Genomic DNA, 14,784 nt, shown 5'->3' with positions numbered 1-14,784 from the left:
AACAGAAACAGATTATGTCACAACAGGAAGACGATTTGAGGGCACTGGCGAAAATCATGGATTTTCTCCGTGCCGTAAGCATTATTCTGGTGGTCATCCACCTCTACTGGTATTGTTACGAAGCCGTAAGGCTGTGGGGCATCGGCATAGGTGTTGTGGACCGGGTACTGATGAACTTCGACCGTACCGCCGGACTGTTCCATCACATTCTCTACACGAAGCTCTTTGCCCTTCTTCTGCTCGCACTCTCGTGCCTCGGCACGAAGGGTGTCAAGGAGGAGAAAATCACCTGGCGCCGGATCTGGACGGTACTTGCCGCGGGGCTGGTGCTGTTCTTCGGCAACTGGTGGGTGCTCTCCCTGCCGCTTCCGGTGGAGGCGGTTGCGGGTCTCTACACCGCTTCGATGGCGGCGGGCTATGTCTGCCTGCTCATGGCGGGCACATGGATGAGCCGTCTTTTGCGTACCAACCTCATGGAAGACGTGTTCAATGTCGAGAACGAGAGTTTCATGCAGGAGACCCGCCTCATGGAGAACGGGTATTCCGTCAATCTGCCCACACGTTTCTACTACAGGAAGAAGTGGAACAATGGCTATATCAATGTGGTCAACCCCTTCCGTGCCACCATCGTACTGGGTACGCCGGGCAGCGGAAAGTCCTATGCCGTGGTGAACAGCTTTATCAAACAGCAGATTGAGAAGGGCTTTGCGATGTACATCTACGACTTCAAGTTCAGCGACCTTTCCACCATCGCCTACAACCACCTGCTGAACCACATGGACGCATACAGGGTCAGACCGAAGTTCTACGTCATCAACTTCGACGACCCGCGGCGCTCGCACCGCTGCAATCCCATCCATCCGGATTTCATGGAGGACATCACCGATGCTTACGAGAGTGCCTACACGATAATGCTCAATTTGAACAAGACCTGGGTGCAGAAGCAGGGTGACTTCTTTGTCGAGTCTCCGATTATCCTGTTCGCCGCCGTGATATGGTTCCTCCGTATCTATCAGGACGGGAAATACTGCACCTTTCCCCATGCCATCGAGCTGCTCAACCGCCGTTACGAGGACCTGTTCCCGATTCTCACCAGCTATCCCGAACTGGAGAACTACCTTTCCCCGTTCATGGACGCCTGGCAGGGCGGGGCGATGGAACAGCTTGCCGGTCAGATAGCCTCGGCGAAGATTCCGCTCTCGCGCATGATTTCCCCGCAGCTCTACTGGGTCATGTCCGACAGTGAGTTCACGCTTGACATCAACAACCCCGACGAGCCGAAGATTCTCTGTGTCGGCAACAATCCCGACCGCCAGAATATCTACGGGGCGGCGTTGGGGCTGTACAACTCGCGCATCGTCAAGCTCGTCAACAGGAAGGGCAGGCTCAAGTCCTCCATCATCATCGACGAGCTGCCCACGATTTACTTCAAGGGGCTGGACAACCTGATTGCCACCGCCCGAAGCAACAAGGTTTCCACCCTGCTGGGTTTTCAGGACTTTTCCCAGCTCAAGCGTGACTACGGCGACAAGGAGGCCGCCGTGGTCATGAACACCGTCGGCAACATCTTTTCCGGCCAGGTCGTGGGCGAGACTGCCAAGACCCTCTCCGAGCGTTTCGGCAAGATTCTCCAGAGGCGGCAGAGCATCACCATCAACCGCGAGGACAAGTCCACTTCCATCAATACGCAGATGGAGAGCCTGATTCCGGCGAGCAAGATTTCCACGCTCACGCAGGGCATGTTCGTGGGAGCCGTCGCCGACAACTACGACGAGCGTATCGAACAGAAGATTTTCCATTGCGAGATTGTGGTCGATGCCGGGAAAGTGAAGCGTGAGGAACAGGCTTACCGGCCTATACCCGTCATCACCGACTTTACCGATGCCGGCGGCAACGACCGCATGAAGGAGATGATCCAGGATAACTACAACCGTATCCGTGCCGAGGTCCGGCAGATTGTCGCCGACGAGTTGCAGCGCATACAGTCCGACCCCGAACTGCAATACCTCCTCAGCGGCAGATAACCGGATATACGGTCAGATGAAAAGAGAAAATCCGTAGCACGTACAGCCTTTCCCTGTCGTGTTACGGATTTCCTTTTTTTGTCTGTTCCCGTTATAAATAAAGAACGCCCCCAAGTATGCTGCCTTTCATTGTCTGAGAGACTTATTTTCTTTTTCTTGTATATATCACATAAGAAATCAACTTCAAACTCCCCAATAAATATTTTAGAATTGAATATTCTCCGTCATGCCAAAACTATAATGAAAGATTACAACACTTTTATTGAGTTATGATTTTTTTCATGTACTTTAGCTTCTAAATCCTTACAGTACTGCAAACCGTGATATTACTAACAATATAAATGGAAGCGGTAATTTCTGCATCTAATTTCTATGTTTTGACAAAATCATTGCAAGATTTACCGATTATTCTATTGGTATTCTGTTTTCTATTCGTAAGATATAATTCGTATCAGAAAAGAAACGATCCATACGTACGGCCTGCCCTGTTCGAAAATATGGCTTCTCGCTATTGGCTATGTAAGCTTTCTTTACGGAAAAATTCTGTGCCTCCTTCTGTTGCTCAAAATAACCAATTGTAGATCGTAATTGCTGCTCGCCATCCTTTATCCATTGACTACCCTTGAGCTTCCTCTGTTTCAATTCCACAAATATGATTGTATCTTTATAAAACAGAAAGCCGTCACAGCGATGGTCCATTTTTCCATCCGCTCTGCGCAATTCAATACAATGGTCAACTGGTACGAAATTTACTTTTATTTGAGGATAATTATCTACAGCCGCAATCCAGTCCTGCCCCTGCTTCTCAGCAATATAAGCCTTTTCAGCAGCAGGAGCCGGACGGTCGCATATACCAAATTTACGTTTGCTCGATGAAGTAATATGTTCTTTAGGGAAAAAATTTATCATAACTCCTGTTGTATTTCCAATAAATTAGCAAAATCTTCGTTAGTCCTTTCCAACATATTGTTGAGAAAATTATCATCTGAAGGAAGTCCATTATATGTATCCAATATTTCTACTGTTCCTTCCACCTCATTGAATTCATAAATAGCTATTTCATCAGGCTGTATAGCTGACTTAATAGGGAAAACAGAATCTATCTTTTCCCGTATTTCGTCTGACAGCGAATGATCTTTCAAAAGTAACCCTGCTTTGATAGCGATAGTCAAACCGTTAATAAGATATGGACTATGTGTAGTAACAATCAACTTGTTGGCATCCAATGAATTGTTAAATGATAACAGGTGTTTCATAATCATCCATTGAGACTCCGGATAAAGATTTTGCTCAGGTTCTTCTACTATATTTATGAATGCTGATTTGTTGAATCTGGCTGATACGGCTGAAAGGGCTATTCTTCGTTGTTCGTCTGTCAAGTTTGGCATATTCCATATATTAGCAACTTCTGCTTCAAACCGTTTCGCTTCATCGCTACTCATTTTTTGAGCATTATTTGCCTGACTTTTTACAGACTCTGATAAATGCAAGGAAACCAAATACAGCGGTACGATTGATTGGAACCCACTGGATGCCTCCATGAGCTTAACTTTGTAACCTTCTCCCTTTACAGATACAATATCATTTTGTTTGTTGTATTCAAGTTGTGCATTATTTATAGGAAGTTCAAGACCCCCTTTAATACGTTGCTTGGCATTATTGTATTCCGTTAAGAACACCAGTAAAGCATCTGGCAAGTCCTTAATCAAATTAGGTTTATTAACCATACTGATGAAATTTCTCTCAGCTGGTACATACATAATTTGTGGGAGTACATATCTGTTAAATGTATTTGTTCTTTTTTCAATGATAAATTCACCTTGTTTAGTGTAAGTAAATTTGTATGCATTTCCTTCATAGATAATCTCAGTACGTTCCTTTATAAAGTAATTTGAAATACGATGATAGCCACAATATTTATTCTTAAACTTGGTGGTAGTAAATTCTTTTTCTTTGAAATCACCTCGTGTTAAAACCTTCTCCATCCATGTAAAGGTGGAAATTAATTTGGCAACTGTACTTTTACCACTACCTTGATTGCCGGTAAATACAGTTACTTTTTTTATATCTATCCATTCGTCCTTTACGGACTTTGGCTCTTTTATCGGACCGAAATTTTTAATTTTTATTCTACTCATATATTTATTGTATAGACTTGTCGCAAAGATAGTATTTCTAAATGAGATGACCTAATCGCTGATATACATCATTTTCCACTAACATAAATACCTTTCCTATTTTACTGAAAATGTTTTTCTACATATAGTTGAAACTTTGAAATCCCGTATTTCTAATATAGTTGTAAAGTGGAACATCATGCTGAAAGAACTCCTTCAGATCTGCATTTCTGCATGAAAAAAACTGCAATCTGCAATAGCTTTCTCATCTTATGGAGAGAAACTGCATTTATCTAACAGGAGTCCCATACTTACAACATATTGGCTTTTTTCAATATGGCACGGGCTATTTTCACCTGCTTGCTGAAATCTGTTTTCTCCTTCTTTTGGTAAGCCTTGTCCGCTTCCTTCACGAAACGTTCGGCTTCTTTCCCTTTCAGCGTAGGAATTGCTTTGATTTCTAATGCCATAATATATTGTATTATAATTGTTTCTGCAAAGGTATTCTTTTCTTATGGATAATTACGGTAAAGGCAGATTTTTCTTATTTCACCGCCTCTTCCGTTCCGCCTCCTCGTCCCGCATCATCCTGCGGTTCAGCCGTTCCGCCGCCCTGTCAAAGAAATACGTCCGGCTCTCGTTCTTCCGCCGCTTGATGTCCGCATAGGTGTTGTAGCACTGGTTCTCCTTTATCTCCACACCGAACATACGGCAGAATCTCGCCAGCAGCTCCTTGATGCCCGTTTCCCCTCCATTGATGAGCTTCATTTCGTCCAGACCGTAAATCAGTTCCACCAGCTCGGCCGTGCTTCCCGTCCACTGCATCGCTGCGGCTTCGTCCTGCCTCTGGTTTGTCTTTTCACCTCCGTCAAAGGCTCCGCCTCTATACAGTCGTACCGGGTAATACTTCAGCATCTTGCGCACGAACGACAGCGCCTTTCTCACATACATGCTGCGGCTGGAGTCCGTCTCCTGCATGGCATCGTGGTATTGCAGTTCCGTTTCCGCATAGCTCAGTGCGAAAACTGTCCGGCAGGTACTTTCCGTTTCCTTACACATGGATACGACTGTAGTTGTGAACTCATTGTACGCGGTTCCCAGTCTGGTAGAGCCGGGGTTGTCTATCAGACGAAAGAAGTCTGTTTCTGTCAATATGAGGTGTTCCATTTTCTTTCAGTTTTATGTTATTACACTTGGTTTGAAGTGTGCGCACATAAAACTATGGGACAAATAGCGGTCCTGCGAGAGTGTTTTTCTTTTCGCATGAATATATCACACTGATATTCAGCGAAATATTTGCTGAAAATATTTTTTGAGCTTTTACCGTCGCCTCATTTTTTGTTCAGAATCTGAACGTACGTTCACTTTTTGAACGTCCCGAGCGTTCATTTTCCGAACGTCACCACCCGTTGGCGGGGTGTTTTCCGTCCGTAGGCTATCCGTACCATGCCGTCCTTCCATTGTCTGCTTCCCGTGCATGTCCATTCGCTTTCGGGCAGCGACGACTGGAACAGCCTGCTGCCGTTTCCCGCAATGACGGGAACCATGTATAGGATGATTTCATCCACAAGCCGCATCCGTATCATGCCGTTAATGATACTTGCCGTCTTTTCGGTTGCTTCTATCAGATAGTTCAGGGAATCGCCGGTGTTTTCCATCCGGCAGGAGAGGAGTGTCAGCGACGTGTCTTCCGTCAGAACGCAGGTGGCAGCCTCTTTCAGCGCACCTATCCCATACTGGTCGGAACCAAGCCATCGCCCGGACAGACCGGTTGTTTCTGCCGGACAGCCGTCCATTGTCAGGACGGCGAGTAATCGGACTTTTGCCATAGCGGTCATTCTGTTGCGACCGGAAACCGTATATAAAAAAGTAGCGTGCAAGTCACACTACCTCAAGTGTGGGTTCTGGTAAAACCCCTGAAAGAAGCACGTGAATGCACGCTATGCCCAGGCATAGCATAAGCATCACGCAATTTGTCTCTTTCAGTTTCAATTTACCAGATTTACACTTGAAACGCCTTGCGGTCTTATTCTATACTATATCTTAGTCGGTACGGGAAACCGTGTTTCTCCGTACCGTTTTTCTCCTATGTTCATGCAAAAATAGGATTTTCAGTCGAGATTTTCTCATTTTTCGCTCTTTTTCTGCATGATACCGTATTCTTTCATCTTGTTGTACAGGGTCGTGCGGCTGATACCCAGCAGTCCGGCAGTCACTTCGCGGTTCCCGTCCGCCTGTGCCAGTGCCCGCACGATGCGTTCCCTTTCCTCATTCCCGTCTTTCAGCAGCAGGGAGCTGCCTGCCTGTGCCGTACTTTCCGCTTCCAGCCTGTCGGCGCCTATCAGCCTTCCTTCCGTCAGCAGGACGGCGGAACGCACCGTCTGTTTCAGCTCCCTCACATTTCCTGCCCACATCCGCCTCATGAGTTCCTTTTCCGCCTCCTTGTCGAATCCTTCCGTATGCCGTCCCAGTTCTTCGTTGGCAAGCTCCCGGAAAAACTCCGCAAGAGGCAGTATGTCCTCCCGGCACTCCCGCAGCGGCGGTATCTTGATGACAAATTCCTTCAGGCGGTGATACAGGTCCCGCCGGAAACGTCCTTCCTCCACTGCCTTCTCCAGATTCTCGTTGGTCGCCGCCACGATGCGCACGTCCGCTTTCCGCTCGCGGGTGCAGCCCGTCGGACGATAGCATTTGGTCTGCAGCGCACGCAGCAGTTTCTGCTGTACCTCAGCGGGCAGGTTGCCCACCTCATCCAGAAACAGCGTGCCGCCGTCAGCCTCTGCCATGCAGCCCTTCTTTCCGGTTATGGCTCCCGTAAACGCGCCTTTCTCGTATCCGAACAGCTCGGATGCCGCCAGCTCCCGTGTCAGCATACCGCAGTCTATCGCGACAAACGGACCTTTCTGCCGGGTACTCTGCGCATGTATCTTTTCTGCTACGTGTTCCTTGCCCGTACCGTTCTCTCCAAGTATCAGTACCCCTATGTCCGTCGGGGCAACCAGTGAGATACGCCGGTCGATGGTCCGGAATGCGGCACTTCTGCGCTCCAGTATGGGCATGGTATGCCTTCTTTCCGATTTGCGTACCAGCTCACTTATCCTCGGAAGCAGCTTTTCCTGCAGCAGGATCTTGGGGATATAGTCCTCGGCTCCCAGCCTCATGGAGCTGACCGCCGACGCGACCTGCGCATAATCGGTCATGATGACAAACGGGTTTCTGATACCCGTTTCCCGCATCCGCTCCAGTACTTCCGTACATTCCCCGTCGGGCAGACGCAGGTCCGACACGATGATGTCCCCATCGTCCAGTTCCTCCAGCAGCCTCCGTGCCCCGGCACAATCGTATGCCGTGCGGGTCCTGTAGCCTGCCTTCTCCAGCATTCCGCAGACATGGTCGCGGAATACCGGATTGTCTTCTATCACTATTATTCTTCCCATACCGTTTTCTCCATTTCCTTTCGGGCGAGCCGGATGATCGTTTCGCCCTGACCGGTCACTTTTCCGGCATACTCCCTGATTTCTTCTGCCGTCCCGTTTCCGTGGAGCACGTCATACAGCTCCTGCAGCGGTCCTTCGGCATGTATCAGCATCCACGAGCTGCGGATATGGTGTATCCAGTAGTCCAGCCTGTCCCTGTCACACCTTTCCGCTTCCTCCCGTATGGCGGCCATTTCCTTCTCCGTCTCCCTGACCAGACATTCCAGCCTCTGCCTCTTGTCGCCGTATGCGAACAGCGGGCCGAGATCTATGCGGGGGGTGCTGTCCTCGCCGATGCATTCTTCCGCGGCTGCCAGCAGTTCGTCGATGGAGAACGGCTTGTACAGCACCGAGCTGAAGCCCGCACCTGCCAGCTCCTCTTTCGTGATGCTTTTCGAGCCGGTCACCACCATCACGGGGATGGTGCGTGAGTTGCCTATGTCCGACGTGCGGAGCAGTTCCAGCACCTCGTAGCCGCTTGCGTCCTGCATCTTCAGATCCGTGGTCAGCAGATCATAGTGTCCCTCGCGCAGCTTCTCCGCCATTTCCCCCGTGCTCGTGCAGGTGTCGCAGTGCACTCCGTTCTGCACGAATATGTCGTGTATCATCCCCAGTATGATGCTGTCGTTGTCCAGCGACAACACCGAACATCCGCCCAGTCTTGTCCGCCTCGCTGCTGCCTTGCGGTCTGTCTCTCCGGCTTTCTCCGCCTGGGGCAGCGGCAGCACCACGCTGAAGCGGCTGCCCGTGTTCCGTATGTTCTCCACCGATATGCTGCCCTCCATCAGTTCCGCAAGGCTTTTCACTATCGACAGTCCCAGCCCGAATCCGTCCTGCGTGGCGGCATTGCTCAGCCGCTCGAACGGCTTGAATATCTGTTCCCGTTTGTCCTTGTCTATTCCTCCTCCGGTATCTTCCACCGCAAGCGTGAATTTCCCTCCGGCATACAGGGCGGTCAGTGTCACGCCCCCGCGTTCCGTAAACTTCAGTGCGTTCGACAGCAGGTTGCTGCCGATACGCAGTATCAGGTTCCTGTCGCCCATGACCACCTCGTCAGCGGCGTTGTTCACCCTGAACTCCAGCCGTTTCTCTTCCATCCGTGCGGCAAACTCCGTTTCCAGCGTTTCCGCCACGCCCGCCAGTCTGAACGGCTTCACCCTGACGGTCTCCTTTCCGTTGTCTATGCGGTAGTAGTCCAGCAGGTTCTCCATCAGTGCTCCCATACGCTCTGCCGACTGCCGTATATGCTCCGCGTGCAGCGCCGTTGCCTCCCGGTTCCCGTCCTTCAGTATCAGTTCCGCATTGCCGCGTATGGCGGTCAGCGGCGAGCGCAGGTCGTGCGTCACCGTCTGCATGATGTTCTGTCTGCTTTTTATCAGCTCTTCATTCTCCCGGACCGACCTGCGCAGGCTCTCTATCAGTTCCTCTCGCTGTTTCCTGTCTCTGGTGCGGCGGCGGATGTCCCTCCGGACCACTGCATACAGCAACACCGCACACAGGACACCTGCCGCCGATATGCAGCATATCAGTGCGAATGCCGTCTCTCTCAGTTCCGCCACCCGCATGTGCCTTTCTTCCATGCGTTCCGTCTCGTTCTGTCCGATTTCCCGTATCAGCCGCGAAAGGTTCCGGTTCAGTATCCTGTTGCGTATTTTCAGTGAGTCCGACAGATGGGAGAATGCCTGTTCCTGCTCTGCCAGTGCCGTACGCATCTCTTCCTCAAACCGCCGCATCTCCGCAATATGCCGGGTGTTGGGCCTCGTGCTCACCCGTGTGGTCGTGCGTGCCGGTTCTTCTTTCTTTTTCTTGCGGAACAGGCCGAACAGTCCGCCCCGTTTCTTTTCCTCTTCCGGTTCGGTGCGTTCCGTCACTGTCGTTGTCCGTACCGATGCCGTCTGCTCCAGTCCGGGCAGGTGGCGTTCCAGCAGGCTGTCCATGCGGTACGCCGTAGTCGGCATATCCACCATCCGCTCGATCAGCCTGCGTTTCTCGTGCAGCAGTCTTACTACCGTGTCTATCCTTGCTATCTGCGCCGGTTCTCCGTAGTAGCCTTTCAGCCGGTCTATCACCTCCATCGTGTGCGATTCCCGCCGGTCGTATGTATCCATGTCCGAGTCGTCCCACAGCATTGCGCGGTCATTGTCCAGAAACAGTGTAATCAGTCCCCGGTATGCTTCGCTGGCGGCAGCACGCTGCATGAGCAGGCTGCGTTCCTCTGCCTCTGCCTGCTCAAATACCTGCTTTTCATACCATACGGCCGTGATGATGCCCAGTACGAGCAGTCCCAGTATGAGATAGCCCGACAGGATTTTCAGGTGGAGGGATTCCTTCCATCTTGAAAATGTATTGTTGTTCATGTATTTTCGGATTGTTTTTTAGGCGGTAAGTTAGTGGAACCTTCCCGAAGGGATGTTCCAGATTCTGATAAAAATCAGTGCGCGTTTTTATTGGTTCCAGAAATCCATCCTGCGCTTCTCCCATTTCTCATATCCTATGGCTTTCAGTTCGCACGGACTCATTCCGGTCTGCTTCTGGCAGAAGTCCGCAAAATTGCTTGCCGAGCCGAAGGCGTTGCGCTCGGCTACTTCCTTCAGCGGCAGTTCCACCCGGTATTCCATATCCTCCTCTATGCGCCTTATCCGCTCCCGGCGCAGCCACTCCGATGGCCCCATACCGTAGTATGTTTTGAACTTGCGCCGCATCAGCGAATAGCCCATGCCGCACAGTCCGGCAAGTTCTTCCGCCACGAATGTGCGGTGGCTGTAGTGGTTCACTGTCATGCGGAATACCGCCTTGTCCAGTTCCGGCAGCCTGCTCTCGGCGTATGCCATATCCTTTTCCTCTATGCGGAAAGTCTTGCCATACAGCTTGTTGCGTCTTTCCCTGAAGAAATAGTCGCATACCCTGTTAGTCATCTCGTTCGTACGTGCATGGCCTTTCAGTGTATGCAGCACGTCGCATAGCACCAGCATTTCCCGTGTCCGGTATTTCCGTTCCCATGCATCCGTCAGTTCATTGCACATGTAGCAGATCACTTCATACTCGCGTGAGCGGCACAGCATGAGCATCCATGCCCTGAAATCCCTGTCCCTTGCCGACGGTGCTTCCTTATCCTTTCGCAGTGCGCTCACTGCCGCCAGCATCAGTTCCGTGTCATTGCCGTACTCCGCCAGCCGTATTCTCATCTTCGGCAGCGAGTGCCGTTCCTTCACCGACTTCCGTATGCTCTCCGCCAGTTCTTCCATCCGTTCCCTGCACACTTTTGCCCTGTATGCCTCCGCAAGCACCGCTTCTGTAATTCTCAGCTTCATCTTTCTCTGTTTTAATGGTTTATAATGGTTTCCCGGCAAAAGTAGCGTGGAGTCGCTGGACTATTGTTCCAAATCCTGACAAAAATCAATGCACGGTTTCTATTCGGAATACATATATCATATTGTCTTATGGGCAAGACTGAATATCGGACATTTAATTTGCCCGTAATCCGCAGTTATCTGAACTGATAAAGTAACAGCATCAGAATCAGCCCTACTGTTGGTACTATATAACTGAGGCTTAACACCGCCTTGTCTGAATATTTGGTATTGTATCTATTGTCCTGATATTTTTCTAATAAAGCGTTTATTCTTTTTTTGTTGTAATGTAGATATATGACAATCCAAGGAAGAAACGAGCCTATTATTCCTATTATAATTCTTGTTCTCCCGGATGTATTGGGTAAAAAGAAATCTCCCGTTAAGAGAAACGACAGTATCAGTACGGCAAATAAATAAGCCATCATAATAATTTCTGCCAATATACAGGTGGCTCCAAAACGAGGGAACTCCTTATTTTTTAAGCAAACCATATAATACCTGTAAAACAGGTCATCAATAATCTTTTTCATAAGCTGTTGTTCTAAAATCTTGATTTATTTTTGTCAGTAATGAATGGGTGAGCAACAGTGTTCTGCTGTTGGTTTTACCATGTTAGCGGATTTTTATATTTAATCTCTTAAACATCAAATCATTTTTAGATGAAATAATATTTTACACATCAATATGCATATAAAGAATATTAATATAGGAGACAAATATATTATCCATGCAGGAATTATCTTATTCCATATATTGCCTTTGTATTTCAAAAGTATAGCGGTAGTCCTTTTACGATTGTATCGAATAAAAAATGCAATAGGGAAAAAAATTCCTAACCCCACAAATATTCTTTTCACCTGAATGGGGGTAAAGTTGTCTAATAACCAATCATAAGTCAGTACTATGTTAAAGAAAAGACCTAAAAAGCCAAACAGTATTATACAAATCATCCCTAAAAAGAGACAGGAACTGATACGTGCAGGTTCATTATGTCTCCGATAACCAACATACAACCGATAATACAGATAATCAAAAAAATAATACCTGTATTTCTTACCCTCTCGTATCAAGTTATTTAACTCAAAACGACTTATCGTCTCTTTTCTTTTTTTCATTTTCAATATATTCTAAAATCACCCTTATATCTAATATATTAATATGAAATATTCTGTATGATTGAATAACACATAAAAATATGTCGCAAATACAACAACTGTTAGTATAATAAAATTCCGATTTTTCCTTTGACAATTTATCTCTCTATATATTCCACGATCTTGCCTTGCCCTCATTTCCGACCAAAAAAGGAAGCCATTAAAGAAATAAATAATAGTAAATAGCAATAAATGGGTATAAATATGGCATAAATGTTTCATAAAATTACAATCAAACAAAATGTATAATAAACTATTAATCAATGCAATAATCATATATATGCATAGACTAAACAAACCAGCTGCATAAACTTTGTTTGATTCTAAATTTTTACAAAATGAATCGTAGATAAAGAAAATTGTGTAATACCAATACTTATACCAATTCATCGTTTTTTCTCATTTAATATTAATGGTTTGGTGAGAAACAGCGTTAGCTGTTATCTCAACCTTGTTATGAACTTATTTTATTATAAAAGATTAATATGGCATATAAAATTTATCTGCCATAAACAGCAATACAATTAGAATAATAAACGGTAATATTAAAAATAGAATAACCCATATATTGGAATATTTCTTATACGATTCGTCCTCTCGAATTTTCAAATACCGTCGTTTATAATGATAATAGATATACAGAATAATCCATACAAGAGGAAAGGCAAGCAGAAAAAGTGGTCCCGGATTAACACTTGTAGCTGCCCAATATATCAAAGCTATATCTACTCCGTAAAACATAATTACAATACTTAACACATCTGGGACATGCCAAGAATCTGAATGTCGGATTAAGTATTCTGTCTTATACCATAAATATCCTAATATTCTATGTATCATATATTGCTACTGTTCATAATGGTTTGACAAGGAGCTGCGTTAGCAGCTATCTTGGCTCGTTAATAGTAAATTACTCATAATAATCTTTCATACCTATGCCTACAGTCCAAAAGTGTTTGCTTTTCTCCAAATCATCTAAAAGCCAATCTTTCTCATCATCATACATTCCGTTTTCCTTAGATTCCTTTATACTTTGTTGTACGGCTTCTTCTGAGAACTCTCTGAATATTCCAACGGAAATACTTCTGAAAGCATAACATTCGGGAGCTTCTGAATAGTCAATATCAGTGCCGTTCTTTTGTATCAGCAAATCCACTAATTCATTTGCCAATAACTCAAAAGGATTGACAGCATATAATATTGGATTAATGGCTTTTGGATATGGACCTGATATAATTTCAATGAATTCTAAACATTTTTTCGAATTGAAATCCAAACGAAGTTCCATAGAGAAATAGAATAGTTGGAAGTCCTCTCCTTGTTCAGGCTGTCCTAAGATTTCTTTTACTTCGTTAGCTGTCATTCCAAATTCTATTGTTCCAACTTCTGCGATATGTATTCCCTTTAAGGGGGTCAATTCTATTTTTGTCATACTCATGTTACTATTAATGGTTCAGCAGGAAACGGCTTGCCGTTATCCTGCATTATTAGTGATATTCTTACTTATATTCAATTTCCATACTATTATCTTGGTAATACTTGCAATTAGCAAGCATAGTCCCAAAGAAAAAAGACCTACAAAGTAGAATGTCATTATGAAAATAGAGAAGATATAGCTTAATACACCACTCAGAGTTATAGGTTCAGTACTAAACACATGAATTCCACGACAAGATAAAATGATAATTGGAATACTGCAACAAATAGTCAAACCCACATGAAATAGAAATGCGGTAAACAGACCACACAATAAATACTTACTATAAGAAAATGGGCGTATCCAACACCATGCAATCCAGCTTGCAAACAATGCAGAGCAGCCTGCGCAGATATAAGAGCCCATAACTCCAAAAAGATGATTATAAGTATCAATCGGAATTGCTGTACTCATAAACACCCACGTAGTCAGTACTGTTAAACTAATATATATAATTTTCGCTATATCCATATCATACACATTTATCACTAATGGTTTAGCGGGGAACGCTGTCAAGCGTTATCACGCTTTGTTATCAGCTTTATCTAAGCCGGTGGTAATTATTTTGCGGATATAACTAAATATTAATGGCTGAATATTTGGTTCCCATTCAATCAATTCGTCAGGTGTCCTACAAATAATAGAAGTCTCATCAATATCTATAGATTGCAATATCAATTTTTCAAAAGGATATTTAATAACAAAATCACCTTCTTTATCAAAAACTATAATTAATGATTTGTCTATTTTCATGCCGTTGTACCTAATCAGTTCAATTCTCTTTAACGTTGATTTCTCAAATTCGACATAAAACTTATCAATTTCATTCGGCTTATATTGAAATTTTTGATTCAAATCTATCATCATTTGATAGATAATTTGGTCAGATTTGTACTTGCTGCAAATAGTATAATCCACTCTTTCTGAATTGAGTACTATATTAAATGTCAGCTTATCCTTTTGATTTCTCAAATCCGATATTGGAACAGGCTCTGGGTCTCCATAAGGATTCAAATCTAATTCAAACTGATGAGAATCATTATTAAAATAAAATAGTTCACCTGATATTATTGACCATTGCTTAGATAACGGCTCATATTTAATTATAGAACCTTTTGATTTTATTTTTTTATGCATAATCATAAGTGTTGCTGATAATGGTTTGAAAAGAAACGGCGTAAGA

At 45.6% G+C, this 14,784-nt stretch carries 12 protein-coding genes; 1 reads left to right on the top strand and 11 read right to left on the bottom strand.

The annotated features are described in order from the left end of the window. Window positions 1-14 precede the first annotated feature (14 nt). Window positions 15-2,024, top strand: a complete 2,010-nt coding sequence (gene mobC, locus OIM59_RS10640; protein WP_303896612.1) for a conjugal transfer protein MobC — start codon at window positions 15-17, stop codon at window positions 2,022-2,024. Window positions 2,025-2,429: 405 nt separating this feature from the next. Here the strand turns inward: mobC and OIM59_RS10635 are convergent, their stop codons facing one another. The 11 genes from OIM59_RS10635 to OIM59_RS10585 form a co-directional block, all read right to left on the bottom strand. Further along, window positions 2,430-2,933, bottom strand: a complete 504-nt coding sequence (locus tag OIM59_RS10635; protein WP_303896611.1) for a hypothetical protein — start codon at window positions 2,931-2,933, stop codon at window positions 2,430-2,432. After that, window positions 2,930-4,162 (bottom strand): AAA family ATPase, encoded by a 1,233-nt coding sequence (locus OIM59_RS10630; protein ID WP_303896609.1) that lies wholly within the window; start codon window positions 4,160-4,162, stop codon window positions 2,930-2,932. The genes OIM59_RS10635 and OIM59_RS10630 overlap by 4 nt, the downstream gene beginning before the upstream one ends. A 290-nt stretch (window positions 4,163-4,452) precedes the next feature. After that, the gene (locus OIM59_RS10625) at window positions 4,453-4,611 is read right to left on the bottom strand and encodes a hypothetical protein (RefSeq protein WP_164470529.1); all 159 of its coding nucleotides are present in this window, start codon (window positions 4,609-4,611) and stop codon (window positions 4,453-4,455) included. A gap of 79 nt (window positions 4,612-4,690) precedes the next feature. Next, on the bottom strand, window positions 4,691-5,308 hold the full coding sequence (locus OIM59_RS10620; protein ID WP_303896608.1) for an RteC domain-containing protein: 618 nt from the start codon (window positions 5,306-5,308) through the stop codon (window positions 4,691-4,693). Between the two features lie 218 nt (window positions 5,309-5,526). Further along, complete coding sequence (locus OIM59_RS10615; protein WP_303896606.1) at window positions 5,527-5,970, bottom strand: dihydrofolate reductase family protein; 444 nt, start codon at window positions 5,968-5,970, stop codon at window positions 5,527-5,529. A 297-nt stretch (window positions 5,971-6,267) separates the two neighbouring features. Then, complete coding sequence (locus tag OIM59_RS10610; protein ID WP_303896604.1) at window positions 6,268-7,578, bottom strand: sigma-54 dependent transcriptional regulator; 1,311 nt, start codon at window positions 7,576-7,578, stop codon at window positions 6,268-6,270. Continuing rightward, the gene (locus tag OIM59_RS10605; RefSeq protein WP_303896602.1) at window positions 7,566-9,974 is read right to left on the bottom strand and encodes a hybrid sensor histidine kinase/response regulator; all 2,409 of its coding nucleotides are present in this window, start codon (window positions 9,972-9,974) and stop codon (window positions 7,566-7,568) included. Before OIM59_RS10605 ends, OIM59_RS10610 begins: the two co-directional genes overlap by 13 nt. A gap of 87 nt (window positions 9,975-10,061) precedes the next feature. Continuing rightward, window positions 10,062-10,928: a helix-turn-helix domain-containing protein gene (locus tag OIM59_RS10600; RefSeq protein ID WP_303896600.1), complete on the bottom strand. Its 867-nt coding sequence runs from the start codon at window positions 10,926-10,928 to the stop codon at window positions 10,062-10,064. Window positions 10,929-11,104: 176 nt separating this feature from the next. After that, on the bottom strand, window positions 11,105-11,500 hold the full coding sequence (locus OIM59_RS10595; protein ID WP_303896598.1) for a sodium transporter: 396 nt from the start codon (window positions 11,498-11,500) through the stop codon (window positions 11,105-11,107). Between the two features lie 1,534 nt (window positions 11,501-13,034). Then, window positions 13,035-13,556, bottom strand: coding sequence for a hypothetical protein (locus OIM59_RS10590; RefSeq protein WP_303896596.1), 522 nt, complete (start codon window positions 13,554-13,556; stop codon window positions 13,035-13,037). 567 nt (window positions 13,557-14,123) lie between these two features. Then, window positions 14,124-14,744 carry a hypothetical protein gene (locus OIM59_RS10585; RefSeq protein ID WP_303896595.1) on the bottom strand — a complete coding sequence of 207 codons (621 nt, stop codon included), beginning with the start codon at window positions 14,742-14,744 and terminating at the stop codon, window positions 14,124-14,126. Window positions 14,745-14,784 lie beyond the last annotated feature (40 nt).

It is taken from the genome of Bacteroides mediterraneensis (assembly GCF_025993685.1).
Taxonomy (GTDB): domain Bacteria; phylum Bacteroidota; class Bacteroidia; order Bacteroidales; family Bacteroidaceae; genus Phocaeicola; species Phocaeicola mediterraneensis_A.
This window is presented reverse-complemented; position numbering and strand designations above follow the sequence as displayed.